Consider the following 26,588-nt stretch of genomic DNA (forward strand, 5'->3'; position numbering starts at 1 on the left):
CTAGCCAATTGCCTTATTGGAATCTTTGTAAGTCGAAGCGCTTAATTGGGTACTGCTTGGGTCCACACCGTCCCCTTAACCACTTTGTTATAGCCATAGCCATAAAGCGCTTGCATATATTCAGCATCAAACATGTCTTTACTGCCTGTTGGCGCATCAAATTCGTTGTCGACATAGGTGAAGCGTAAATCGATGTGTTGTCGTTCACTGTCATAAAGCATTTTGTATAAATCACCACGGCTTTGCAGCACGGTTAAGCTCTTTAAACTGCGCGTCAATAATGGCAAACCTTTATCAGGTATGACTTCATAAGGCATAGTTAACATGCCATTTCGGATCGCATGAATATATGGCTGCTGAGTTAAACCTAGCGCTTTAGATACTTTGTCATAATCGGTTGTGACGGGTTCAAAAAACATTTGCGCTGACATTCCGCCATCCACGTGTAGCTCTTCGTATTGCTCGCCTTGATATTGAACTTGAATAAACTGTGGAGGAAACACACCAGGAATTGATGAACTTGCAGCAAGTATTTGATGAATGAATGCCACTTTGTTTTCAATATCACTGTCGGCGATTTGACCAATATTCCAAATCGATAAACGGCCTGAATCAAAATGAGTGGTACCGATAAATAGTCGACGCCCAGCTTGATGTTGCTTGGCTATTTGTTCGATCATTTCAGGATTATAAACCTTGGCAATAAACTCAAGCATGTTGTCACCATTGGTAAAAGCATCTTTAAATAAGGTATTTAAAAAATTACGACTGCCAATGACTTGTTTGTCATTAATGCCTAACATGACCTGCTTTAATCTAGGCACTTCATCGCCACCTAAAAACGCAAACGGCGCGATTAACGCCCCCGCACTTACGCCTGTCACTATTGTGTATTGTTCGAGTTGGTCATGATCATATAAGCCATTAACGACACCTGCACCAAACGCACCTTTAGCTCCTCCTCCTGATAACACTAAAATATTTAACGCATCACCGTTAACACTGAGTGGGGTTGATTGTGTTAATTCTGAATATAGAAAGTCAGACTGCTCACCAGCCCAAAATCGTAACGGCTCTTTAGAGTGCAGCTTGGCTTTGTTGGCAACACTGGCAAGCTGATAACCTTGTTCAGGCACACGATTCTCAAGGGGGTGAGTTGTGCTGCAACCTACCAGTAAAGTCAGCAACAATAATGCTGCCATCTGCTTAAAATAATTCATCTTCTCTCTCTTTATATTCAAATATCATGATAATCACGGTGTTACAGTGCGTTAACCATGAATAAATAACCCTTTAAAATCAGCAAGATTGAATCATAAAAAGCTAATTAATAGGTTGAATGCCGACATTATAGAGATAAACAATTATTCGTTTGAATCACGTTTGCAGGATGAAACCCTCACTTAATAAAGTGAAAGTGAGGGTTACTTGAATAAATACCTAATTAACCCTCAACTCAATATATGAACCTTCTTTTGTACAACACTAAAACAACTGCCCTCTCTCACTATTACTGATTAACTCCAATGTAAATAGAAGTAAAAGACTAAAAATCAACCTGAGGATTCCATCCTACAAACGCGATTAACTAGATTTAATCTTTCTCCCTAGAATGCTCGCCAACACAGTTTCATCAATGCAAAAAAGCGTGTGCGACACACTAAAGAGCGCCATCTTTTTAGCGAGGTTTGTATGAGATTCACGACTGACGATGACGCGTTAGTCGACATCAATAACGATTGAATACACATAGTTTTGTGGTTCAGTAGGAGCAGCAACAACATGAGTTTTACTAAAAACTGGATAACCTCTTTCCCGAAGCAAACTTTATCTATTGGCATCAGTTTAATGGCGCTAAATTGCCCAATGAATGCAGTAGCTGAAGAATTTCAACCTGTTGAACAGAGCGATAAACAGCAAATTTTGACAGGTAAAGCCATCTTCAAAAAATACGGCATTGCAGATGACTTACCTAAGCTTGGGTTGAATTCATTAGTACAAGGTGAGCACTTGGTTGAGCACGTCACACGCACCACCAAAGTCGGCGATGAAGAGCGTAGCTCCGAAGTGTTTTTAATTCAAAATACTGACGAAAAAGGCAACATTGACCTTCGCATCAAATATGACCCAGCAAAGCTTGACGATAATGAAGACATCATTAAAGAAATCGAAGCGAATACTAAAATTGAGTATCGCTTACGTAACTATGCGCAAAGTTATGATCCGAACTCTGTTATCGCAACAGAGCTTGGTAATGGCCAAGTAGAAATCGCATTCAATTATTCTAAGTTTGGCTTACCGCAAGATATTGCTTACTTTCGTTTTATGCGAGTCAAAATCACGGTTGAGAATAATCAACCTGTAAAAATGATTATTAAGAATACCCGTGACTTTGCATATCAAAATTACCGTATTAATGACTATCAACAAGTGGTCAATTTTGAAACTTTTGACAATGGTAACGTTGGCGTTAAAAACAAGCGTATCGAAGCCAATGGTGAAAACTCAAAAGGCACAGCCGTTAGCATCGCAACCATAGTTGAACCTGTGGCTTTTTACGATGGTGACATGGAATCAACCGTTGTTAACCAAGCACGTTTGTCTCAAGTATCAGATCCTCGCTACAAAGAAGAAAGCGTGAAGCTAGACCGCGTATTCCCATTAATGGGGGATTTAGTCCGCCGTCAAGGTATCGATGTGCCTTTACCGTTCGGCGTGTCCGTTGCTTACCGTAATCAAGATATGAATTTTGGCTTTAGTGACTTTGACATTATGGGCGCCAATTTAAATGAGCTATTTGACCCATTTAAATCGATAGCTCAAGTGAATGCAGAAAGTTTAAGTTTACGTGGTGACGTGAATATTTTGCCTTTTTGGAATGTATTTGGTTACGTCGGAAAAATTAATGTTGATGCCAAAGTTGATGCTGAATACACAGGTGAAATTGGTCGTCAGTTACAAGATAAGTTAAACAACAAATTACCCGGTTTAGGTAATGCATTCTGTAATGAGCTATCAGCACTATGTAACTCTGGCACCTTAAGCGTACCTCTGCATCTTGAATACGACCTAATGGGGGTTGGAACAACTTTATCGGTTGGTTACAAGCAGTTCTTTGCCTCTGTTACAGGTAGCTACTCGAGAACAAGAATGGTCGGAACAGATAAGTGGGGCGACGGTATTTTAACTGTTCAACCAATGCTGGGTTACCAGTTAGCAGATTACCGCGCACAAATCTTTGTTGGTGCTGAATATCAAGGCCTAAAACCTAACATGGAAGGGTCTATCCAAGGCGTTGAACTCGGCGGTGAAGAGTTCTTCTACAACGTAGGAGTTGACCTAGATAAGTGGGCTTACCTTGTTGGTTTTAACAAACAATTTGGTAAGCACTACAACTTAACTGTGCTGTATAACAAAGGCGAAACCCGTAATGCAGTCACACTGAATTTCGGTTACCACTTCTAAATTGACTTGATGTAACCCAAAACACTACCTGAGAAAACCAATGACCTCACTCTATCAAGTTGAGTGAGTCATTTCTCCTTGCACGCACCTCAACGGGTAAGGCTGACATTCAGGGCTAAATTTTCATGAGGGTTTCATCCTACATAACCGATTACGCATGTAGGAGCTGAACAATTAATATACAGCCACATTCGCAGACAACCTAGCTATCAGGCCTTAACAATAATCAATCAGCCTCATTAGCAAATAACAGGTTACGTTTGGACGATTAGGCCATTACAGGACACGAAAATGACAATATTCAATAAAACCATACTTGCTGTTTCAATCGCATTCACATTAGCAGCTTGTTCTGGCAGCGATGATAATAACGAAACAACACCGACACCACCGCCACCAGAAGTCACGCCACTTCCGACTGAAGAGGTGACGTTAACCATCGGCCAAAGTCAGGTTGAAGCCCTAAAAGAGTCTCATGTTGTTACCTCAATGACAGGTGAAAAATCACTTGCCAGTATCGAAACATTCAAGGGCATTACTTACGCAACAGCAGAGCGTTTTAGCCATAGTGCGCAACTTGATATGGACGAAACCGTCAATGCGACAGAATTTGGCTTTGCCTGTCCACAGCTTAAAACAACATCACAACCTCAATCTGAAGATTGTTTAAATTTGAATATTTGGCGTCCAGCGGATCTGTCAACGGATGTGGTACTACCGGTTTATGTATTTATCCATGGTGGTGATTTTGAATACGGCGCAGGCTCTGAGCCATTGATTCATGGCGATACGGTTGTTGCTCAAGGCGCAGCTGAAGGTAACCCATTTATTGCTGTGACACTTAACTATCGCCTTGGCATGTTAGGCAGCCACTGGCTTAAAGACAATCAAGGCGGCAACTATGGTCTTGGCGATCAAAAGCGCGCTTTAGAGTGGGTCAATAACCATATTGCTGACTTTGGCGGTGATATTGAAAACATCACCCTAATCGGTCAAGGCGCTGGTGCAATGTCGGTAGGCATTTTACAACAAGAAGCAACTGAAGAGCCGATGGCTGGTGAGTATTTTACTCGCGCTATTATGCAAAGTAACCCCGCTGGATTTGATTATCGCACTTACAATCAGGCTAAAAGCTTTGCCACTAGAATTGAAGACACCCGAGCTGAAATGCCAGAACTCAGTGAGTTAAGTTTAGCGGAGATGCCTTTAGAACAGCTGATGACACTTCAGGCTAAAGTGAACTCGCCAATTGGTCGCATCGGTGATTGGACTGGGCTTAGCTGTGTTGATCTGGATAACCTTGTGGGTAGCGGATTATGCTTAACCAGCAAAATATCAGGTGAAGCAAGCCCAATGGCTAATCTAATGCCATTTGCACCATACGTTGAATATTATAAGCCAACGTTTGGTTCAACCATTAAAGGCTACCACTTAACCACTCAGCCTTCATTGGAGCATTTTACCGTACCGACAGTTGTAGGTTCGAATACGGAAGAAGCCAATACTTTCGCGATGTTGCCAAGCTTAACCTTCTTGATCCCAACGATTATTAACTTAATGAATAATCTCGATCCAGAGTTAATCGAACAAGGTGACATCAATCAAGCCATGCTAACTTGGCTTGCTGACGAGAAAAACATGGCTTTAGTTGAACAAGAAATTGCTCAACTAACCGCTGATGATATTAAAGCGCAAGTGGAGCTAGGTGATATCTTACCGAGCAGCGCCTATGAAGCCATTGTTAAGTTTTACTTTGGTCTTGGTAACGGTGACACCACCAATGCATTACTCGATTTAGCAGACTTTTATCCAAACAATGAAAGTGAATTATCGGGCGCTTTAACCAACATGAAGCAATTTAAAATGATGCTAAATGACATGTTATTTGCTGGACCTTCACGTAAACAAGCACGAGAAACCCAAGAAAATAACGTAGACGCCACCTTCTATCAGTTTGGTTACCATGCAAGTTTCAACGTATGGACATACAACACAGAAGGTGAAGATGGCAATCTTGATATCGGCGATGTGATTAAAACTATCAGCTGTATAAGTGGTGCGTGTAATGGCTCTGAACTGCCATTTGTATTTAACAAAGCACTGAAACTGGATGGTTCACCAGTCTCTGTTAGCAGCAAAGACCAAGCGTTAATGGATAAAATGTCTCGCCTGTGGTTTAGCGATGCATTATTTGAAAACTACCAATACAACAACGACAGCGTGTTGTTAATCGACGAAGACGGAATCAATACATTCGAGTCAGACTGGGATAGCAAACAGCCAGGTACGGATCCGGCGCTTAGACAAGGTCGCTTACAAGGACTTGAAGATTTAAACCTGATCTTAGGTTACCTATAAGCAGTGACTTAGCGCTATCAAAGCACAAGATTTCACTCTTTGTTAGTCATACCTAACAACTCCCCAAAAATAGGCCAGTTCGCTGGCCTTTTTTATGACGTTTTTTGACGATTAACGGATACCTCATGAAGCTGTTTAACCCTATTAAGCCTATTAAGCCTATGTCACTGCTGACATTGCTTTGCGGCATATTGTTACTGACAGGCTGCGCCACACCTAACCCAAGTGTCCCTGAAGGATTTGAAAGCCAGTTTGTAAAACGTGACTATCAAGCACAGGCTTACTTAATTCCAGCGGCAAATGAAGCCTTTGCCCGTCGAATTGATTTAGTCAGAAAAGCACAATCAAGCATCGATATGACCTATTTTTCGTGGAATGGCGATACCTTAGGCCTCAGCTTACTTAATGAGCTCAAACTCGCAGCTGACCGTGGCGTGAAGGTTAGGCTAACCTTAGATGACTTACTGGTTTTTAACGAAAAATGGCTGGCGGATGTCGACAAGCACCCTAATGTCAAAATCAAAATTTTCAACCCATTTAACTCGCGCAAAATGGGCTGGGTTGGCCGTGCTTTTGATTTCCAAATCCATCAAGAAGTGCTAGATAATCGTTTGCATGAAAAGTACTTTAACGTCGATCATCAGCAAATGATCCTCGGCGGTAGAAACATTGGCGACGAGTATTTTGGTTACAGTAAAGAGGCTAACTTTTTCGACTTAGATGTGCTGTTCACTGGCGATATTATTGCGCCATTTGCAACCAATTATGAACAGCAATGGCAAAGTGACTTTGTTGTCCCTGTGAGTGAATTAATTAAGGTGAATGCGGATATTAGCGACACACGCTACTTTTCTAAAGCCTTAGCTAAAACCCAAAAAAAGCACCCAGAAATAACACAAGACATTGAATTAACAATCAATAACATGACAAACCCAGCGTTTATTGATGTGACAGTGTCACCTGTTTTCGATTCTCTGCAAAAAATGCATGACCGTTTACCTTACTTCAGAACACGAGCTGAAATGACGGTCAGTGAAGAGTTACAGCAAGCCAAGGATGTCGTTATTTCAACCCCTTATATTGTGCCGACAGATAACGAGTTTACGGTCATTGCAAACCTGACAGCCCAAGCATCTAAAGTCACGTTAGTGACCAACTCGTCAGCGTCAAATGATTCGCTATTTATCCCGGCATATTATGAAAAGCACCGTCAAACCTTATTGGATATGGGAGTCGATATTTATGAATATAAAGACACGGCCAAAAATGACGATCATTTTTACCATGGTGATACTTACTACCATAACAAGACCATTATTCTAGATAATCATGTCTCTTATGTGGGCTCATCAAATTTTGACCCACGCTCAGATTTCTTAAACATAGAGTTTGGCTTGTTCGTTCACAGCACTGAGTTTGCCGAGCATCTACACCAGTACCTTTTACAACAAAAAGCCACGCTTTTTTGGCATGTAACCCAACAAGAAAACGGGGATATCCAGTGGCGAAGTCAAGATAAGGTACTCAATAGCAATCCTAATTATGGAAGCTGGCATAAATTACCCGACTGGCTGTTTAGAAAAATGGATGGTGAGTCAGAGTTATAACTTGATACTGCAATGCATATTTACCGTTCACGATTTTAGGGCATAACAATTCCATGTTATGCCCTATTTTTATCTGCCCTAAAAAAGCAACAATGTTTTAAAACTAACGCAGCCCATTACGATCTTCAGTCATTACATCTTCAGACATTACTATCTTCAGTCATTGCATCATCAGCCATTTTTATTGAAAACAGCGTAAAATCAAACAGCAACATCACTTGAGTTCAGTTATGCTAATAATAATATGGAATCTGATGCAACCAACCTCGGAGCGGTGAATGAATTTTAGTCTAGAGCAGCTACAAGCTTTCGTGATTGTTTATGAGGAACAATCAATCAGTAAAGCCGCAATCAAACTCAATAAACACCGCACGACTGTTGGACAAGTGATCAGCAATTTAGAAGACCAAGTAGCAGTGACCTTGTTTGAACGAGGAGCTCGAAATGTCACCCCAACCCACGAAGGCAGTTTACTGTACCATTACGCTAAGCAAGCCTTAGAACAAGTCAAAACTTTCGATAAAGTCGCGCTTAGCCTTTCTTACGGCGAACTTGATTCAATTACAATCGCTTATAACAGCTTTATTCCACACACAGCCTTGTCATTGATTAGAGCGCAGCTCACCTCTGACTTTCCTAATATGCGGGTGCGTCTATTAGTGCGGACTCAGCAAGAGATCCGAGCGGGAATTGAAGATGAGTCTATTCATTTTGGTATTGTGAATATCACGAATGCCAGCGCCATGAGTAATTTAGATTATGTCTTACTCGGCCAAATGCCTTTTGCTCCGTATGTTAATCGCAATAGTGATATCGCCAAGCTCGATAGCAATGAAGTGTTTACCGCGCTGCAATCATCAAGACAAATTATTCTAAAATCTTTTTTAGATGAAAATATGGCAAAAAAAATCACCTTGTCACCCCATTATGATGTTGTGGATCAATTGTCGCTCGCCATCAAATTAGTCAACGATAATTTAGGCTGGACCTTACTCCCAAAACATCAAGACCATGCCAATGCCACCAATGAGCTACTGCAAATACAATGTCCGCAAATTAGCGATGACTATTACGTTCCACTGGCTTTGTGGAGTTTAAAAACAAAACCCATCATTGAAGTGAAAAAGTCGATAAAAGCGGCGTTTGATCGATACATATCGTTAGGCCAGCAGGTTCAATAGCAATCCTTTACTGAAAACATGCTCGTCATAAAAAACACGCAATAAAAAAGCGACTCAACGTCGCTTTTTTACATCAGTTACATGACAATTAACACGGTAATCAACACGACAATCAACACGGAAAAAGCCGCACTACATCGTGAGCAGCCGCCAGATAAGATTGGCACTCGATTAAAAATAAGCCTTGTATAGCGCCCAAACTACCGTCTCATCAGCTGAGTAATCAAAATGAGTTGAAGACGTACTTGCTAGTGTATTTTCAATCTTAATCTGACCCCAACGAGTTTTGTCTTGGCTTAATGGTGTTGCGACTTCTAATGTGGTTTTTAGCACCGATGTTTCAATACTGCCTGTCATGTAGGTATATTCAGGGTTAATCATAAAATAGGTGCCATCATTGCCCGTTTTCAAAATCAAGAATATATCGCCTGTTGCCCCATAAGTTGCCGTGTCTGACTCCCCCATCATCTCGACAAAATCATCACTGTATTCACCACCTAGCACGCCCGCTCTTACGAATAAATTAACCTTGTCACTCGGTAACGTAATCGATGCAATTCCGCCAATAGCCGCCGTGGTAAAAGCATCATTGTTAATCATATCCAATGACATCGCGACCTTAGGTACGGCTGTACTTTCTAAATCAAACACATGAAAGTATTGTAAACGACTGTCGCTATACTCACCTTCATTGTTCATCGTCCCTTCAAGCGTCAGCATTCCTTCTTGGGTGGGACTGACACTAAACGAACCTGAAATAGACACCTTCAAGTCCCCTTTATTGCTCATCGCGGCGTAGCCAGATGTGGTTGCTTTGGTTAAATCAGAAGGGTCATGTTCAGGCTTTTCTTCGGCAACGATTGCCGAGGAATAAGTGCCAGTAAATATTAGTGAGCTCAATAAAAGTGTTGCTAAGGTCGATCGTTTCATTAGTGCCATCTCCGGTATTGGTGTAAACCGAGATAGTAAAACCACTTCATAAATCCAGATAATCGCCAAGCGATGATAATTTCATCACCACAGGTTTCAATGCAGTTAAAACATCCACATCAAAACCCGCCACTTGGGAATAAAAGCCTTTCTATTACACAAAAGGTACACAAAAGGGGCAGTTCCCCCCTCCAAGGTGATGATTAAACCCTCCCTAAGAGATATCACTTTTTTGCAGTTAGCCAGTAAATTACTCGTCATTCAACAGGCAAACACGCTGCCTGAATACGATGGATTTAATGTTCATCTTTCTAACTCGAGGAATAATCATGAAATTAGTCAGCAAAATCACTCCATTGGTTATCGCAATGGCACTCATTGGTGGTCAAGTTCAAGCACAAGACTTTGATATTGTCATCAACGAAGGACGTGTGATGGATCCTGAAACAGGTTTTGATCAAGTCGCCAATATTGGTATTAAAGATGGTAAAATTTTAAGCATTACCAAAGACATCATCGAAGGTAAGCAATCAATCAACGCCAAGGGGTTAGTGGTTGCACCTGGGTTTATTGACACTCACTCTCATGTATCAAACATTCCATTTGGGCAAAAGTTGCACTTACGTGACGGTGTAACGACCCCATTAGATTTAGAGATTGGCTCTTACCCTGTTAATACTTTCTACGACCGACTAGAAGGCAAGTCGATGACCAACTACGGCACATCGGTATCACCCGCTGGCATACGTGAATCGATTATTAACCCAGAATATCACTCAAATACAGCATCAATTGTTACTGACTTATTTGAGCAGCATGAACATGAGCATTCACATGCCAGCATGGCAGTAGCCACCTTCTTACCTAATAAAGAACAAATTGGCCAGATCAACCAAATGGTTGATGAAGAAATGAAGCAAGGCGCAATCGGTATTGGTGTTCCTGTAGGTTATATGTCAGTAGGTACGACATCAGAAGAAACCATTTCATGGCAAGAAACCGCAGCTAAATATGGTTCATCAACTTATTTACATGGCCGATTCTCAAGCCAAAAACCGGCAACGACTGGCATTTTAGGCTTCCAAGAAATGATCTCAAATGTTGGCATTTATGGCGGCGGCTTACTGATCCAACATATCCACCAACAATCATTAGAGAAAACACCTGAAGCATTAAAAATGATTGCAGATGCGCGTAAAGCTGGACTAAAGGTTTCAGCAGAAGTTTACCCATATTATCAAGGTGCAACTATTGCTGGTGCAGATTACCTCGTCCCTGATAACTATGGTCCAAACATGGGGAGAACGTATAAAGACATTATTGAAGTAGCAACCATGAAGCCGTTAACTAAAGAACGTTACGATGAGTTAGTGGCAAACAACCCAAGTGCATCAGTAATTTTTGCAGGTATTTCTAAGCAAGGTATGCTGGAAGCGTTAGTGGATCCAAATGTTCATGTTGGTAGTGATGCTATGCCGTTAACAATCCCTGCTACAGGGCAAATGGCTGTTGATTTTGACACCCCTTATGAAGGCTTACAAGGTCACCCTAGAGCTGCGGGAACTCATGGCAAAGTATTACGTTTAGTGCGTGAGCAAAACATCATGCCACTCATGACTGCTATCTCTAAAATGAGTTACAAGCCTGCGAAATACTTACAAGAAAACGGTGTGCATGCGATGGAAAATAAAGGCCGTATTCAAGTGAACAAAGATGCAGACATTACTATTTTTGACCCTACAACCGTAACAGATAATGCCACGTTAACTGATGCAGGTTTACCAACAACGGGTATTCCCTATGTATTGATTAACGGTACCGTCATTGTTAATGACTCTGTGGTATTAAAAGATATCTACCCAGGTCAAGCGGTAAGAAACTAAGCGTTTTATTGGTCTCAACAAAACGTATAGGGGCGTTAATGATTGCATTAACGCCCCTTTTTACTGTGTTCATTGCGCATCATTTATTTATATCTCTAGGCACCATTCATTTATATCAAAAGTCATTTATATCTCTAGGCACTATTTATTTGTATCAAAAGTCATTTATATCAAAAGTCATTTATATCAAAAGTCATCATTGGTTATATCCCTTTGCCCCATTCATTACATGAATAGCCACACGCCATAAATTTGATTGCTTTCATGGCTGGCATTGTTACTTTATAAACACGTTCACGCTGACGACTAAGACGAAACCAGTTTTTTACTTAATGAGCCGCTTCAGTCAGTGGTGTTGAAACTTGATGGCTATAAGCTGAAAAAGCAATTCAATACACCATTACAATTCAATACACCATTACAAGTACAAGGATTAGTTATGTTGCGCCAAAATCTTGCATCAGCCATCACCCTTTTGGCGTTATCGATCTTACAAATCACTAGCACTGCATATGCTGCAACAAACCTAGCTGATCTAAAATGGCCAAACAACTATCAAGCTGCGGTGAGTTTATCTTATGATGATGCACTACTCAGTCAATTAAACTACGCAATTCCAGCGTTAAATAAGCATGGTTTTAAAGCCTCTTTTTATCTCACGCTATCTAATTCTGGTACCCAAACCGCCCTAGCGCGATGGCGTGATATTGCCGCTGATGGCCACGAACTGGGCAACCACACCTTATTCCATGCCTGCAGTAAAAGTATTGAAGGACGTGAGTGGGTCGAGCCTCACAGTAATATTGATACTAAAACCGTGGCGCAAATGCAGCAAGAAATCGAAACCGCCAATACCTTCCTCCAAGCCATAGACCAACAAACTGAGCGTACTTTTACGCCGCCATGCGGTGATTTTTATGCCGCAGATGGTAATTATATTGATGCCATACGTGAAAACTTTGTCGCTATAAAAGGTTACAACCCACAACTGGCTCCAAAGTTCGATTTGCTATTAATGCCTGAAAATGTAGATGGCGAAACCTTGATTAATTTTGTCAAGCAAGCCCAGCAACAAGGGGGCATTGCCAACATATTATTTCACGGCATTGAAGAAGATTACTTAAGCGTCAGCAATCAAGCTCACAATGAATTACTGCAGTATTTGAGCGATAACCGAGACTTACTGTGGGTCGATACCTATTTAAATATTATGCAGCATGTAAAGCAGCGTACCACTGCCCACGGCACAGCAATTGCCAATTAATATCTGCTCGAAATTAACCATTAAATAACCGATACAAGAAATAAAAAAGCCGCTATTTAAATAGCGGCTAGTCGTTTTCTACGCTGGCTGTATCTACTCTGTTTTAAGCGCTAATTAGCGATAAAACATAAATGACTAGAAACGATAATTCATCAACAAGCCAAAAAAGTGTAAATCGATATCGTAATCGCCTTGTAGCGTACTCTCCAATGGCGAACCTTCTAACAAGGTATATTCAATACTCGATTGACCTGCATATAAATACTCATAATACATCTGTAAGCGCCATTGTGAGTTCAGCTCATAACTTGCGCCCATACCCAACTTCCAAATTTCACCTGTTGGTACATCAGGGTACTGATAAGTCGGATCATCTTGGGGTGATGTCTCATAATAAACACCACTTTCTAAACGCCACTTACTGTTAAGCTGGTAATGCACCCCAACACTGGCTGAAACGGTATCTTTCCAATCGCGAGCAATGCCGCCGCTTGCATTGGTTAGTGTCACAGGTGTTTCAGCAATTTTACTGAAATCAGTCCAGCCTAGACTCCACATCATTGCTGTGTCTGCGGTCAATTGATGATGACCACTTAATAATGCCATCGCCGGCATAACCACATTAATTGATGAGTCGTTACTTGCACCTAAGGCAGTGACTTCGCCATCTAATTCATGATCGATTTCCGAGCGATATGTAAAACCGATTTGGTTATTAGCATCGATTTTATAAAAACTACTCAAGGTATAACCAAAATCTAGACTGTCACCAGTGACTTCAATTTTCGGAATAATACCATCGGTGCTGCCAGCCAAATTCTGCTCTAACACACCCAATTCAGACACTAACCCAACGCCAAATGACAGCTGTTCATTCACTTTATATGACACACTTGGGTTAAGTTGCACAGTCAGCAACTGCGCATCTTGTAGTAATAAAGCGCCTGCATAATCAGGGCCGTAGTCAATCAGCGAACCGCCACTTGAAGCCAAAGCGACACCAGCAGTCCATTTGTCATTAATAGGTTGAATATAATAAAAAGAACCTACAGGCATGCTAGTACCAGCGGCAGTTTGATCATCGCCACCAGCAAAAACCCCCGTTGAACCGCTATCGGTATAATCAATACTCGATACCATGCCTTGAATATTAAATGCCATCACTGGCGTATCAAACTCAGACATAGCTGCGGGGTTAGCAAAAGCTGTTTCTGCGCCTTCTGCAATTGCTTGTGCTCCTGCTCCAGCGGTGCTGTTACTCATCATTCCTAATTCTGGGAACATATAAGCACCAGCATTGGCGTTGGTTGCGACTAACATTGATAGCGCAATAATCGAAATAGTATGTTGTTTCATGGTTATTCCAAATGAGTCATCTTTGATGGATGAGTAGGCTAGGTTTCAGTTAATGCCAGTGAAGACCTAGCCAGCACAATTACATGGCGTTGAGATAAGATTTATAAGAATGAAGTCTGACTGTGGCAGCGCCAATTACGTCAATAAAACCAAAGAAAGCATGTGGCTTTTTCGCTGCAATCCACGCCGATCCGGTCGCCCCAATTGGAATAATTTTCCCTTCAGGCTCAAAGATTTCTAAAATGACAGTGCGGCCGTGAGAGCTAGTGTTTGCCCCAACATGTTGACGGACACTTTGAGGGCCTTGAAGTGGCGAGATAGATGACTCACCAGTACCCGCGGTAAAGCTATGTACTTTGGCGCGGAACACTTCGCCTGGGTATGCATCAACATAAAACTCAGCAAATTGGCCTTTTTCAACATATCTAAAGGTTTGATCTGGTATGCGCATCTCTAAAAATTTACGAGAAGTATCATATAAATGCATATTACCCATACGGCTGCCATCAGCGACATTGACCACTGCAACTTGACCATCAAAAGGCGCACGAACCGTCTTTCTGTCTTGTTCAAACTCAACACGCTTATAATCGGCATGCAGCGATACTAAACTTGAGCGAGCAATACGTAGTTGCGATTGGTAGCTCTCGATATCGCGTTCTTTAAAGATTTCAGGAGAAATCTCAGCACGCTTAATATCACGTAGCATCTGCGCGATAGACTCTTCTTGAGTCACGATGGATGCATTGATATTTTCCAAGTCAGCATTTGAGCTAGTATCGATTAAGGTATAAATCACATCACCTTTTTCGACGTACTGGTTATGCTCAACATGGATCTCATCAATTTGCTCGCGAAGTACGGTTGAAAGCACAGAATGCGGAGCTTTAATGGTCGATGAATAGGTTAAATCCACAGGTGCCCATAAGCGTGATAACACACCTAATAACACCAGAATTAATACCCCGCCAGAGACTATCCAAAATGCACTTTTCAATGTCCATTTGATTGCACCGGTAGAGACTAAAATCCACATTAATAAAATGTACGGGATCATCACTTCTTTCATGACTTCACCTCAACTTTTGTTTCAGACTGATTAAGTGCCGGTGCTGCATTGTCAGCATTATCGACAACATCTTGTCGCTCCTTTTCGAAGCGGCTATTACGGATAATATTACTGAGTGACTTGCCTAATTGTTCCCAATTGGCAAAAGCGATAATGATGGCAAGTACCCACCAAGCTTTATGGACAAACAAGCCACAAAGAGACAAGGCAAACACTAATTGAATATGCGAACTCTTCTTTTCTTCGGCTTTATGTACCGCGACTTCATGAAGATCCCACAATAAGTAAGCAACAAATAAGGCGAGCGCGATAGTGACCGAAAACAGATAACCACTGAAATACTCAGAGTTAAAAATCATCATCATGGCGTCATTAGGGGTGTTACTGAATTGGGTTAAATCGATATCTTTAGAATTGATTGTGCCCATAGGGGCAAGCAGATAAGCGCCGGCAATCATAACTGCCATAAAGCTCATAAACTTCAGTAATACTTTACATATAATAAATATTACTCGGAAAATACTTTTTAAAACGTTCATATCCTTTCCTCTTTAACATTCACCATGGTGCAAACATGTTGAAAAGTTAGGTCAATAACAACTCACGCTCGTTGGCTGCAAGTGTTAATAACGTCGCGAAGATCAGTGAACTTCCATGTGACGACATTGAAAAATGCCTTCTGATTTCATTGACTAATGTAATGACTCAGCGAATTGCTTTGGTATTACTCAGGTGCGTGTAGATGATTAACCTGTTGTTCGTCATGGTGATGATTATGCTCATGGTGGAGACTATTATCATGGTGCTGATGGCTATCGTGGCTATCATGATTGGCTAATTCACCAGCAAAAATCTGATTAATATCAATGTGCTTTAACGGTTGGTTATTAGCCTGTTTAATCGCAATCATAAAGCCATTTTCGTCATGAATATGCGGGACAGTCATATCGACATCGCCACCACATGCGCTCACAGTCAATGGCGTTGCAGATACACCGATAACGAACAAAAATGACGTGGTCAATAAACTGTTTTTCATCATCTAGCTCCTTACTTGTGACTCAAATTAAGTGTGCATTGATAAGCGTTAAGGCTTGAGTATGCCAATCTGTTTGCTGGCATACTCTGCTTAATGAACCTTAACGAGGACTAACGAAGGGTGATTTTTGGTGATTCTAAAGGCTTATCAAATAAACCGAAGAACTCAGGTACCGCAGTCGCATCGCCGCTCACTTGGATATATCCTTGTTGAACCGCATTAACAAAATCAACCTTACCGACCAGTAATCCTAAGAACACCGTTTTAGTTAACTTAACTGTGGCCTTTGGCTCACCTTGATAGTCTTTGTGGAACTGAGCCACACTGCGACGCACTTCAAGAGCATGGGTTTCATTGGTATCGCCAAATTCAAATGCAACCGTAAAGTGTTTGTCTTGGCTACGCTCAGCGTTCAAGCTGAAACGTAATGCATTCACTAGCTGCGATGGCTCAAACTCTGCCATTAAGTCAGGTGCTTGAAGGTTAATCTTCTTCGAGTAATCAATTGTGCCATCCAACTCTTGCGCTGAGGTTAAGTACCAGTTGCGCCAGTTATTGTTGGTTTCTCTGTAACCTAACTCTCTTAGCGCCATCGCTTTTAGCTCACGAGGCTCCATATCGTTCAAATCGATTCGAATGGCGTGGGTTGCTAATTCAGCACACCATTGGAAGTCACCGTTATCACAAGCATCAACCGCAAAATCCATCATCTTGTCTTTGCCGCCAACCATCGCAACATAACGCTGAGATGCTTCAACTGAGTAAGTTGGGTTAAGTGTTGTTGGGTCACCATCAAACCAGCCCATTTCACCAACAAAGATTTGTTTTGCTGCGTGACGAATAGATCCGTAGAAGTCACCTAACCAAGGATGGTTAACTAAGTGCTCAGGTAAGGTGATTTGACGGATTAAATCTTCCTGTGTCGCACCATCGTTAATGGCTTTGATAGATTGGTCATAGGTAAATTGAATCGCGTCACGATAAGACGTTAAAGTGTCATCTACATGGGCAGCACCATTAACTGGGCGGCCGTGAGATAACATCATAGTGTTCGCTTTGTACTCACGCAGCATATCAACACCTGGAAACCAAACACTTGGGTCGCGGTACTGGGTGCCACGAATAGTGTGTAAGTTCGGGAAACTCTCACCTTGGATGACTTCAGAACCAAACAGCATGTCAAATTCAGGGAAGTAAGCAGTGATTTCATCAGAAGCTTCTGAAGGTACATGTTTAAATTCTACTTTCACCCCTTCAATTTCCATTTCTAACTTACCAAACATTCCTTCAACTAAGGTATTTGGCTTAATTAAGCTGTGCTCACGGATTTCAAAGTCAGGGCCTAAGCCGCCATTAATACGGCCGCCTTCTTCAACATTAAGTAAAGTGCCTAATGAATAATCAACGCGGAAACCAAGTGCTGGGCCGGTGCCGCCCATAGAGCCTTTAACCACGTTTTTCATAAAGGTATCGTGGGCAATAATTTTAGCGTTTTCTACACCTTCAATACCGCGAACACCAGCGTAGTGATCTGGATGCCAGTGAGAATACATCACAGCTGCAACAGGTTTTTCGTTGCCAGTCACTTTACGAAAATCAGCCATTACAGCTTGCATTTTGTCCACTGACTCAACAGGGTCAAAAATCAATAACCCCTTGTCACCATCAACAATCATCGGCGACGTTAAGCCATAACCATAGACTTGATAAAATTTGTCTTTATAAACAAATAAGCCTTTGTCCATTTTCTTTGAGTGAGCAGTTAACTGTGGGTGAACCTTGTCAGATTCAGCGTCAAAGGCGTCATTGCCGCCAGTTGGAATGAAAGTCATATCTTGGGTATCACCGTGCCAAAAATGAGTGGCACCTGAGTTTTCTCCCAAGTAATAATCATGAGAAAGCGTTGGAATATCGACACTCACACCATCAAACCTATGTTGATGTGCATCAGCTGCAAGTGTTGTGCTTGAAAAAGAAGTAGCTAAAAGAACAGATAACGTAATGATAGATCGTTTCATATAAACCTCGTTTCATAATTATCAATATTTGATGGAGGTATCGTATATAAATACTGCAGAAGTTAGCTGATATATGATATAAGTTAACTTATATCAAGAGCAATAATGACACTTGAGTTAAGAAATGAAGCATTCAGATTACAGTCTTATTCCGACCTTTGTAGCCATAGTCGAAGAGAAAAGTTACACCAAAGCAGCCAAGCGTTTAGGCATTAGCCAATCGGCTGTCAGCCAAGGCGTGACAAGGCTTAAAGAAGTTTTTAAAGACCCGCTTTTTATTCGAAGCAGCCATGGTGTTGAACCCACTCAGTTTGCTTTTGATATCTATCCAACATTGGCAAGCGCGGTGGAAAATATCGCCTATACCATGCCCGAATTTAAAAAGTTTGATCCGCTAAAATGTGACAAACAATTTGTTATTTCGTCATTAAGTGTATTCGGTTATACCCTGCTCCCTGAGCTTGCAGCCTTAATGAGCCATGAAGCGCCATTAGCCAGTGTCAAAGTCGAACCGCTATTTAACCATGACCTCACCAATATCCTGCGTTCACAACAATGCGACTTAGTCATTGAGGCGCACTCGAATCAACACAGTGATTTACGCTCTAAAGTCATTATGAAAGACAACCTGTGTGTGATGTGTCGTAAGGAGCATCCAAGGTTCAAAGATAATAAAATCACCATTGAATCTTTCCTCGCAGAAAAACATGTGATTCATTCTCAATTAGATCAAAAAGACGGTTATTTGATGGGACGTGGGTTAAAAGATGAAAGCACTTTAGGGAAACGACAAATCGCATGGCAAGCTAGCAGTATTATTGAAATGCTTCCAGTGATTGAGCAATGTGATTACATCTCCATTTTACCGCAGCGATTAGTCGATAAATACGTTGATGTATTCAACCTCAAACAGCTCGACGCCAGTTTTTTACAAGATCCAGTGGAAGTCGCCATGTACTGGCATTCATCCAGAACCAATGACCCAAGCCATAAATGGCTACGTAACCAACTTGAAAAAGCGACCAAAAAATACAATAAAATCTAGAGGTGAATTTGAGCCGCCTTAAAGCTCTTAATTGTCTGATATGAAAATATCAGCAATATCCCTCATCCCATGATTAGTTATGCGATATTCTGGTTAGAAGCTTTCCGCAAAACTTATAAAGATATTTGGGCTTGATCACTCGATGACGAAGATGCGATTAATTCCTATCTCACCGAAGCAATGAATATCAACATTGCTCAAAGTTTGTTTGCTAGGAATGCCAATACGTCGACTTCAATTTACTGAATAATTATCTGTCCATTCGGGTAATAAGCGTGTGTTCGTCATCCACAAAAGCAACATAGCCGCCGTGATAGATAAACACCCGACCACGCCCTTCAACTATGCAAGCAAGCTGTGGGTTCAAATCTTCTTCGTTATCGTGACTTTGAAAGGTTCCCGTGTCAGTGATTACGCCGCTGAATGTAGGCAAATATCCATAACTGCGCTTCGCTTGATCAATCAGGCTCAATTCGCTGGCGCTTGAGAAACAAGAAGGGATAGCGCCTGCTTCTTCAATAAACATCGTTTTCAGTTCTTCAAAAGCGGTAATCACCAGCCAGTCGATGCCGTTAACATGATGGATAAACATAGAGTGTCTCGTTAATTCTGATGCAAAGATTTTATCACTATCAGGGGAGAACCTAGTAGCGGTTTAGTTACTAAAGCGCGTCATTCTGTGCCATTTGGGATATTCACTAAGCCATTATTTGGTAAATCAACATTCTGTTGCATAGTTAATATCAGTTTTAGACATATGGAATTTACACTGGATTTCCAAACTCCGTTTGGATTAACGTCATGGGGTTCTCTGCGTTTCCAAACTCCGTTTGGATTAACGTCGTGGCGCTTCGCCCACACCAGGGTCAAGGGGGAAAGCGCTTGTCCCCCTTAACAAGCCCTCAGCGCCCCTAACGAAAAATGCTGAAAAGCGCATGGTTTTCGATGGGGATTGATCCAGCTTTAAACTTCGTTTGTTGCTAACTTCAGACTTATTCGAAAATGCTAACGCTTCCGATGGTGCATCCATGCACCGCGAAAGCTATGCTCACATCCGTGTGAGCATCACGCTATTTTCTTCAACGTCCTCAATTCAAATTGAGTCTATTAGCTGAATAGATTTTTGGTCTTTCTAGCTTTTTTAGTTGCCACAAATTCAGTCAAATCGAAGAGGTAATAAACCCAGTGTAGATGCAGCAGCGAGCTTCCAAAACATGGCGAAGTTTCATTGTTTGAAACGCTCTGAGCGAGAGGAAGGGATGCCGAACTGGCCGTTTATCATGGATGTTATTTGTTTTGGCAGAGCTTACAGGGACGTACTTGCAGCGTCTCGCAGTTGTATCTGCACATAAGCCTGCGGCAGGCAATTGGTTAAGCTGAAGTTATGGACTACTGAAAAAATAGCCAATATAAATGAAGTATAGAATTGATGGACTTAAAACGTTTTTGCCCTGAAACTTCTGCAGATACCTGTATATCTACACAGTTATAATTAAAATGCAGCATTTGACAGCATTTGCTTCTCGTTATGTAAAAGCAAAAATTCTCGATTTATTCAAACGAACAAACTTATATCATTGAAATATATGTATTTTACATTTGAGAAAGTTTACATAACGACCCAACATAATTCTCGGTTATCTCAATTCTCGTTTTTATCCACTATTTAGTCGATTGCTTTAAATTATTATGGCTGATAAATTATTAAAAAATAAAGATAAAAAGCAGATGGTTTCTGGTAAATAGTTTAAGGGTGTTTATCGGAATTCTCGCTAATAAGCTGTTAGGTTTCAGAGTGTCACTAAATAGGGATATGTTATGACATCAAATGAGTGGATCACTTTATTATTAAGCACAAATGGCTTTACTTTGGCGGCATCTATTTATGCTTCTAACATGATTGTAAAAAGATCAGAATTAAAAGCTAAAGAAGGTGACAGATTAAGAGATGCAACAATTGAAAATATAAAGCAATCAGAAGAAAAATTAGAGCGTGATGTTTCACAGTTGACTAATAAAGTAACTACTTTAGAGGAAAAAGTAGATTTGCTAAATGTGGACATAAAAGAACAAAGCGCAACTATATTTAAACTTAAAACTGACGCTCAAAGACTTCGTAGTATCACTTTAAAGCATAAGTCTCTAATTCGAACTTTTGAAGATACGATTAATAAGCAATTCGATGACATAGATGCCTTAGAAAATAAATTACTTAAAATCGCTACGAATTTAACTGAAACCCAAGGTGCAAACTCTGAATCATTCATGGCTATCAAGTCGGAATTAAGAAGTATTACTAGAGCAATAGGCACTGTAAAAATGTCTATGAAAAAATTACAAGGTAACGTGAAAACTAAAAGGGCATTGTTAACCCGAATGGAAGAAACCTAACAAGAAGTTGAAAAAGATTCTGCAAGTTGTCGCGGTTTTTGCAGAGACCCGCAAAAACAACGCGCTAACTTGCCTCACTTATTAACTCGGCGTTACACTCATACCTGTCCAAAAGTCAGTTAACAATGCTCGTGACATCTTTCTTCAATTTCCCTACTACTCGCTTATAAGAGAGCTGTAGCTGTAATGTCAAAGCAGTGAAAACAATGAAGCTAAAACCTACCATTTAAGCGAGCATCATTTTGCTCGTTTAGATAACTTAATATACATAAACAAAGATAAAAAGATCACTAAACCACCCGCCAGCTTTTGAACTTCAACCGCCTCTCCCAGCATCAATACACTCAACATTAATGTCCAAATCGGCTCTAGGATCATGATGAGTGCCGCTGTTTCCATGTTCACCGAGTATTGTCCTAGTGTTTGCAGTAAATAACGCATCGATGTGGCAAAGACTGTCGATATAACAAACCACGCCAGTAAGGTGCTGTTTAGCTCAAAAGCGGCGGGTTGTGTAAAGAGCACATAAATACCGCCCACGAGACCAACGGTAAAGAGCTGTAAACAAATGGAATCTAATGGCTTTATACGACTACTGATTTTTTTGTTTAATACAAAATGCACCGATAAAAGTGCTGATGCAAATAAAAAGTACCACTGAGATTCATCCACCTGCCAACCATTGGTCAAGGTCATCAACATCATCCCCACTACGCTGAGTGGCAGTGCGTACCAAAAGGCTTTGTTGGGCTTAATCTTAAACAATAACCATGCTGTCATCGGTGCGATGATCATCGCTAAGCTCATGATAAATGCCCCTTCCGATAAACTTGCAGTCACAGATACCGCGTGTACCCATACCAGCAGAGCTAACCCCAAAAAGACGCCGACACCGCAGGCTAATAAAACTTGCTTAGCCCTAAGTCGCCATAAACTTTTATAACAAAATGGCAGCAGCACTAGACTTGCCAGCAAAAAACGACTCGCAATAAAACTTTCACCGGGCATTTCAGCGACCACAATTTTCGAGGCAATCCAGCCAAATGCTGCCAACAAGGTGGCGATAAATAAAAACAATGCTCCGCGCATAAAAAGACTCTTAATGGCTGGGGCTGTTGATCTTTCAAGGTTATTTTGTCGCAAGTTTTGGATGCATCTTTGTGAATAAAAGGTGACTAGATGACTAGATGACTAGGCATCAAGGCATCCATCTCAATTAAAACACTTTTAATTCGAACAAAACTTAACCAGCAAAGTTCAACAGGCCCTAGTGACGAATAATAAACTGAGGTTGTTATAAACGATAAAGACTCAGCTGACGAACAATGAATCAATAAACTGTGAAATCAACAATTATATCAAGTTTGTGTTAATTCATTTGTCAGTAATTGTGTGGCGTATTAAACATAAAAAAGCAACCTTGCATCTGCAAGGTTGCTTTTTATTAGTCTATGTTAGCCTAAATACGACTGGGTTAACTAACCAGTAATTTTCATGATGGGCTGTATTCAGGGTAATCTGTTAGGCCTTTTTCATCGCCGCCAAATAAGGTAGCAGGGTCGTGTGCCGCTAACGGATAGCCATGCTTAATTCTATTCGGTAAATCTGGGTTTGATACAAACGGACGACCAAAGCCAATCATGTCAGCTAAGCCATCATCAATGGCGTCTCCGCCCTTTTCAGCATCATACTTACCCGCATAAATTAATACCCCTTTATAAGCTTCACGAACCGCGATTCTAAATTCGATTGGCGTTTCAGGCGCGTCATCCCAGTCAACTTCGGCAATATGCAGATATACAATGTTGTGAGTCTCTAATAATGCTGCAGCTGCGGTGTAAGTCTCGACCGGTGTTGCATCAACGGTGCCATTAAGCGAGGTAAACGGCGCTAAACGCACGCCTACTTTATCAGCCCCGATAGCATCAACCATGGCGGCAACCACTTCACTTAAAAAGCGCAGGCGGTTTTCAATCGAGCCACCATATTCATCAGTGCGGTTGTTGGCTTCTGAATCGATAAATTGATTAATCAAATAACCATTAGCAGCATGCAGTTCAATACCATCAAAACCTGCTTCAATCGCATTTAGCGCCGCTTGACGGTACTCAGCAATAACAGCTTCAATATCAGCTTTAGTCATTGCACGCGGCTCAACCACATCAACAAAGCCTGGTGCGTTAGTGCCATCATCAATAAACACTTTCACATTTTCAGCTTTCAGCGCTGACGATGAAATCGGTTGCTGACCACCAATATTTTCAGGATGCGTCACACGGCCTACATGCCATAACTGAGCGAATATCACTCCGCCTTTAGCATGTACTGCGTCAGTGGTTTTCTTCCAACCAGCAATTTGCTCGGCTGAGTAAATCCCCGGCGTCCACGCATAACCTTGACCCATTGCTGAAATTTGCGTGCCTTCGGCGACGATCAATCCTGCTTGCGCACGTTGAGCATAGTACTGCGCCATCATGTCATTGGCGACATTGCCTGGCTGTGATGCACGTGAGCGTGTCATTGGTGGCATGACGATACGATTATTTAGGGCATGTTCACCTAACTGTATCGTTTGAAATAGTGAGTCTTTCATGGGAATTCCTTAAAATCGAAAACAGCAAAAATAATCTGAAAGCAAATATGATGACGTTAATCTAATTGGATTAATTCAATCTGATATTTGTCAGGATCTGTAATAAAGGCGATATGAGTTTCGCCGCCTTTAACTGGGCCTGGCTCACGAGTGACATTACCGCCCAATGTTTTAATCTTGTCGCAAGCGGCATAAATATCATCAACACCTAAGGCTAAATGACCAAAAGCATTACCCATTTCATATTCATTGGTGTCCCAATTATGGGTTAACTCGATTGTGGTGCCACCTTGCTCATAACCGACAAACACTAAGGTGTAGCGATAGTCTTTATTCTCGTGACGCTCAAGTACCTTCATACCCAACACATTCGTGTAAAATTCGATAGAGGCATCAAGATCAGCGACGCGTAACATTGTGTGTAAAAATTTCATAATTTGCCTTACAAAGTTGGCCTCAAACAAAAGTCATTAAGCTTGTTGCTTGAGTGTGCCTCAATGGAATAACATCATTTTACGCCTATCAAATATAAAAATATAATTAGCATTTATTCTTATAATCATAATTTTTTGTTATCAAACGAGACATTCAAATAGCAGAAAAAATCACTTAAATTGTGCCTGCGATATCAATGGATCCCATGGGATCATTTCACTACACTGTAGCTAAGGTTTAGATCGGAGTGGTTTATGTTTTTAACGTTTGATGTGTTTGGCAAAACCATGGCGGTATTGCGTAAAAACGAACAATGGCAATTATTTTTAGATTCAGGAACGGGATTGCGATCTAGGATTTATGATGTTGTGATCCCCGCCGATTTAACAGAATCTGAACTGGATAAGTATTTAGCGGATATCTTTCATGAGAATGCCAAAGGTAATCAGCTAACTGTAAGCCGCATTAAGTAATTCTTTATCTTGGTTTGCTACAACAGATTAATCATTAATCTATCTTGATTTCGCCAGTGCCCTCTTCATTGCTCAGATAACAAACTATGCCACAAACCCTTACCAGTGCTAGGTTTCAGCCATTTAATTAGGATGGTCGGTCACCTGATTTTTTAATGCGCTAGCGTTGTTGGATTACTGTTCGCTATTGAGCTAATTACGTTTAATTATTTGTCAGCTCGACATTTATGTAGGGTATTTAACCACTCGATAAATTGACTTATTTGAACTGGCCACTGAATATTACACGCAAAAAAAAGCGAACCATTGGGTTCGCTTTTTTAGTTAAATGCGCGCTCACATAGCCCAAAGGCAAGCTTGAATAAATCAGCTATGCATAGGCATGTAAATAAGCCAATTGGACAGGGTTTCTAAGGGCTTTAGGTCTGATATTTTGCACTTCAGCAACCACTTTATCTACTGGCCAGCCTTGAGCTAATAAAATCAATCCAATGACCAAACCTGTTCGGCCAGTTCCGCCTTTACAGTGCACAGCGATTTTGCCTTTATTGGCAATCAGCGCCAAAATTTGCGATCGATATGTTGCCCATGCAGCTTCAAAATCATCACTCGGTACTGCATCATCAAGGATCGGAAGTTGCGCCCAAACGATATTATTATCGCTGCACACAGTCGGTAAAGATTCAGCGTTATTAACAGCCATTTCTTTATCAAACATCAGTGTCAGTAACATATCTGTGCCGGCTTGCTTTAATGTGCCAACAGAGTCAGTCAACGACGCCTCTTTGGTGCCAGGGCAAGGTGTAAAAATCAGCTGAGCACCGTTATCCAAAGTTAATGCATCAAACGGATGTGTCGACATAATAAGTTCCTATAAAAAGTCATGCTAATACTACCAAGCTTACTTAATCATTTAGGCTAGGTGAACAGTATCCTTCAAATTTACTTTACAAATATTACTGCAATCGGCTCGAAACATTAACTTTACTGTTGGCATTAGAAGACAAAATCTTCATATCGACTCATAAGCAACAGCTGAAACATAGCAACGAGAAAACTAGCGATTAATCTCGTTTACCTTGCAACTTGTGCAGTTTTCTAAATACATCACTAAACCGTTAACTTACTGTTTTTAGATATTAAAGACTTGCCAATGTAAATTACTGCAAAGAACAACAGGATATTGGCCAAATATTGATCTAGATTTATAAAACGCCAAAACAGCCGTATACAATAATTCCGCTTTGAAATATTTCTTACTGTGTTTACCCCACTCTAAAAGGTATAACGCAAGTACGGCTTCAAAGTCAGCTTTAACATGTAGGCTCAGCCATCTGTTAACTAGCCGAGCCTGTATAACCGTTTAATTTCTCTGTCTTTTTTAATGGTAACAACGATTTAAGTACGTTCAATCAAGAAGTCACCCAGTTTAGTGGGAGTTCTTGATTATGTTTATCACATCACTCAGCAAGGAAATAGCG

21 protein-coding genes are annotated in these 26,588 nt (G+C 41.0%); 9 read left to right on the forward strand and 12 right to left on the reverse strand.

Annotated elements, in window-relative coordinates:
• Window positions 1–41 precede the first annotated feature (41 nt).
• On the reverse strand, window positions 42–1,220 hold the full coding sequence (locus tag K5Q58_RS06685) for a patatin-like phospholipase family protein (protein WP_259651263.1): 1,179 nt from the start codon (window positions 1,218–1,220) through the stop codon (window positions 42–44).
• Between the two features lie 562 nt (window positions 1,221–1,782).
• On the opposite strand from K5Q58_RS06685, the gene K5Q58_RS06690 reads away from it, so the two are divergent.
• From K5Q58_RS06690 to K5Q58_RS06705, 4 genes are all read left to right on the forward strand, one after another.
• Complete coding sequence (locus K5Q58_RS06690) at window positions 1,783–3,465, forward strand: hypothetical protein (RefSeq protein ID WP_220753177.1); 1,683 nt, start codon at window positions 1,783–1,785, stop codon at window positions 3,463–3,465.
• Between the two features lie 291 nt (window positions 3,466–3,756).
• Entirely contained in the window at window positions 3,757–5,823 is a 2,067-nt protein-coding gene (locus K5Q58_RS06695) for a carboxylesterase family protein (protein WP_220753178.1), read from the forward strand.
• Window positions 5,824–5,948: 125 nt separating this feature from the next.
• The gene (locus K5Q58_RS06700; RefSeq protein WP_220753179.1) at window positions 5,949–7,430 is read left to right on the forward strand and encodes a phospholipase D family protein; all 1,482 of its coding nucleotides are present in this window, start codon (window positions 5,949–5,951) and stop codon (window positions 7,428–7,430) included.
• A gap of 278 nt (window positions 7,431–7,708) precedes the next feature.
• Window positions 7,709–8,611 (forward strand): LysR family transcriptional regulator, encoded by a 903-nt coding sequence (locus tag K5Q58_RS06705; protein WP_065109939.1) that lies wholly within the window; start codon window positions 7,709–7,711, stop codon window positions 8,609–8,611.
• Between the two features lie 171 nt (window positions 8,612–8,782).
• On the opposite strand, the gene K5Q58_RS06710 is transcribed toward K5Q58_RS06705, so the two are convergent.
• Window positions 8,783–9,541, reverse strand: a complete 759-nt coding sequence (locus tag K5Q58_RS06710; RefSeq protein WP_220753180.1) for a hypothetical protein — start codon at window positions 9,539–9,541, stop codon at window positions 8,783–8,785.
• A gap of 329 nt (window positions 9,542–9,870) precedes the next feature.
• Between K5Q58_RS06710 and K5Q58_RS06715 the strand changes: the two genes are divergently transcribed.
• Entirely contained in the window at window positions 9,871–11,424 is a 1,554-nt protein-coding gene (locus K5Q58_RS06715; RefSeq protein WP_220753181.1) for an amidohydrolase family protein, read from the forward strand.
• Between the two features lie 439 nt (window positions 11,425–11,863).
• Complete coding sequence (locus K5Q58_RS06720) at window positions 11,864–12,688, forward strand: polysaccharide deacetylase family protein (protein WP_162928483.1); 825 nt, start codon at window positions 11,864–11,866, stop codon at window positions 12,686–12,688.
• Window positions 12,689–12,823: 135 nt separating this feature from the next.
• Here K5Q58_RS06720 and K5Q58_RS06725 read toward each other — a convergent pair whose 3' ends face one another.
• From K5Q58_RS06725 to K5Q58_RS06745, 5 genes are all read right to left on the reverse strand, one after another.
• Window positions 12,824–14,044: an OmpP1/FadL family transporter gene (locus K5Q58_RS06725; RefSeq protein WP_080915020.1), complete on the reverse strand. Its 1,221-nt coding sequence runs from the start codon at window positions 14,042–14,044 to the stop codon at window positions 12,824–12,826.
• Between the two features lie 79 nt (window positions 14,045–14,123).
• The gene (locus K5Q58_RS06730; protein ID WP_119969129.1) at window positions 14,124–15,113 is read right to left on the reverse strand and encodes an efflux RND transporter periplasmic adaptor subunit; all 990 of its coding nucleotides are present in this window, start codon (window positions 15,111–15,113) and stop codon (window positions 14,124–14,126) included.
• On the reverse strand, window positions 15,110–15,652 hold the full coding sequence (locus tag K5Q58_RS06735; protein WP_259651264.1) for a magnesium transporter: 543 nt from the start codon (window positions 15,650–15,652) through the stop codon (window positions 15,110–15,112). Before K5Q58_RS06735 ends, K5Q58_RS06730 begins: the two co-directional genes overlap by 4 nt.
• Window positions 15,653–15,837: 185 nt before the next feature.
• Window positions 15,838–16,152 (reverse strand): hypothetical protein, encoded by a 315-nt coding sequence (locus tag K5Q58_RS06740; RefSeq protein WP_220753220.1) that lies wholly within the window; start codon window positions 16,150–16,152, stop codon window positions 15,838–15,840.
• A 110-nt stretch (window positions 16,153–16,262) separates the two neighbouring features.
• Window positions 16,263–18,170 (reverse strand): alkyl/aryl-sulfatase, encoded by a 1,908-nt coding sequence (locus K5Q58_RS06745; protein ID WP_220753182.1) that lies wholly within the window; start codon window positions 18,168–18,170, stop codon window positions 16,263–16,265.
• Between the two features lie 124 nt (window positions 18,171–18,294).
• Here K5Q58_RS06745 and K5Q58_RS06750 point away from each other — a divergent pair, with 124 nt between their 5' ends.
• The gene (locus K5Q58_RS06750; RefSeq protein WP_220753183.1) at window positions 18,295–19,215 is read left to right on the forward strand and encodes a LysR family transcriptional regulator; all 921 of its coding nucleotides are present in this window, start codon (window positions 18,295–18,297) and stop codon (window positions 19,213–19,215) included.
• A 250-nt stretch (window positions 19,216–19,465) separates the two neighbouring features.
• Here K5Q58_RS06750 and K5Q58_RS06755 read toward each other — a convergent pair whose 3' ends face one another.
• Entirely contained in the window at window positions 19,466–19,807 is a 342-nt protein-coding gene (locus K5Q58_RS06755) for a cytosolic protein (RefSeq protein ID WP_220753184.1), read from the reverse strand.
• 1,226 nt (window positions 19,808–21,033) lie between these two features.
• Here K5Q58_RS06755 and K5Q58_RS06760 point away from each other — a divergent pair.
• Window positions 21,034–21,606, forward strand: coding sequence for an ELKS/Rab6-interacting/CAST family protein (locus K5Q58_RS06760; protein WP_220753185.1), 573 nt, complete (start codon window positions 21,034–21,036; stop codon window positions 21,604–21,606).
• A 237-nt stretch (window positions 21,607–21,843) separates the two neighbouring features.
• On the opposite strand, the gene K5Q58_RS06765 is transcribed toward K5Q58_RS06760, so the two are convergent.
• From K5Q58_RS06765 to gloA, 3 genes are all read right to left on the reverse strand, one after another.
• On the reverse strand, window positions 21,844–22,695 hold the full coding sequence (locus K5Q58_RS06765; protein WP_220753186.1) for a DMT family transporter: 852 nt from the start codon (window positions 22,693–22,695) through the stop codon (window positions 21,844–21,846).
• A gap of 403 nt (window positions 22,696–23,098) precedes the next feature.
• The gene (locus K5Q58_RS06770) at window positions 23,099–24,199 is read right to left on the reverse strand and encodes an alkene reductase (RefSeq protein ID WP_220753187.1); all 1,101 of its coding nucleotides are present in this window, start codon (window positions 24,197–24,199) and stop codon (window positions 23,099–23,101) included.
• Window positions 24,200–24,255: 56 nt separating this feature from the next.
• A complete protein-coding gene (gene gloA, locus K5Q58_RS06775) occupies window positions 24,256–24,633 on the reverse strand; it encodes a lactoylglutathione lyase (protein WP_080915010.1) in 378 nt (125 codons plus the stop codon).
• Between the two features lie 255 nt (window positions 24,634–24,888).
• On the opposite strand from gloA, the gene K5Q58_RS06780 reads away from it, so the two are divergent.
• On the forward strand, window positions 24,889–25,107 hold the full coding sequence (locus K5Q58_RS06780) for a hypothetical protein (RefSeq protein ID WP_220753188.1): 219 nt from the start codon (window positions 24,889–24,891) through the stop codon (window positions 25,105–25,107).
• 370 nt (window positions 25,108–25,477) lie between these two features.
• Here the strand turns inward: K5Q58_RS06780 and K5Q58_RS06785 are convergent, their stop codons facing one another.
• A complete protein-coding gene (locus tag K5Q58_RS06785; RefSeq protein ID WP_220753189.1) occupies window positions 25,478–25,969 on the reverse strand; it encodes a tyrosine-protein phosphatase in 492 nt (163 codons plus the stop codon).
• Window positions 25,970–26,588: the final 619 nt, after the last annotated feature.

Origin of the sequence: Shewanella sp. KT0246 (genome assembly GCF_019654955.1) — a bacterium.
Classification (GTDB): Bacteria; Pseudomonadota; Gammaproteobacteria; order Enterobacterales; family Shewanellaceae; genus Shewanella; species Shewanella goraebulensis.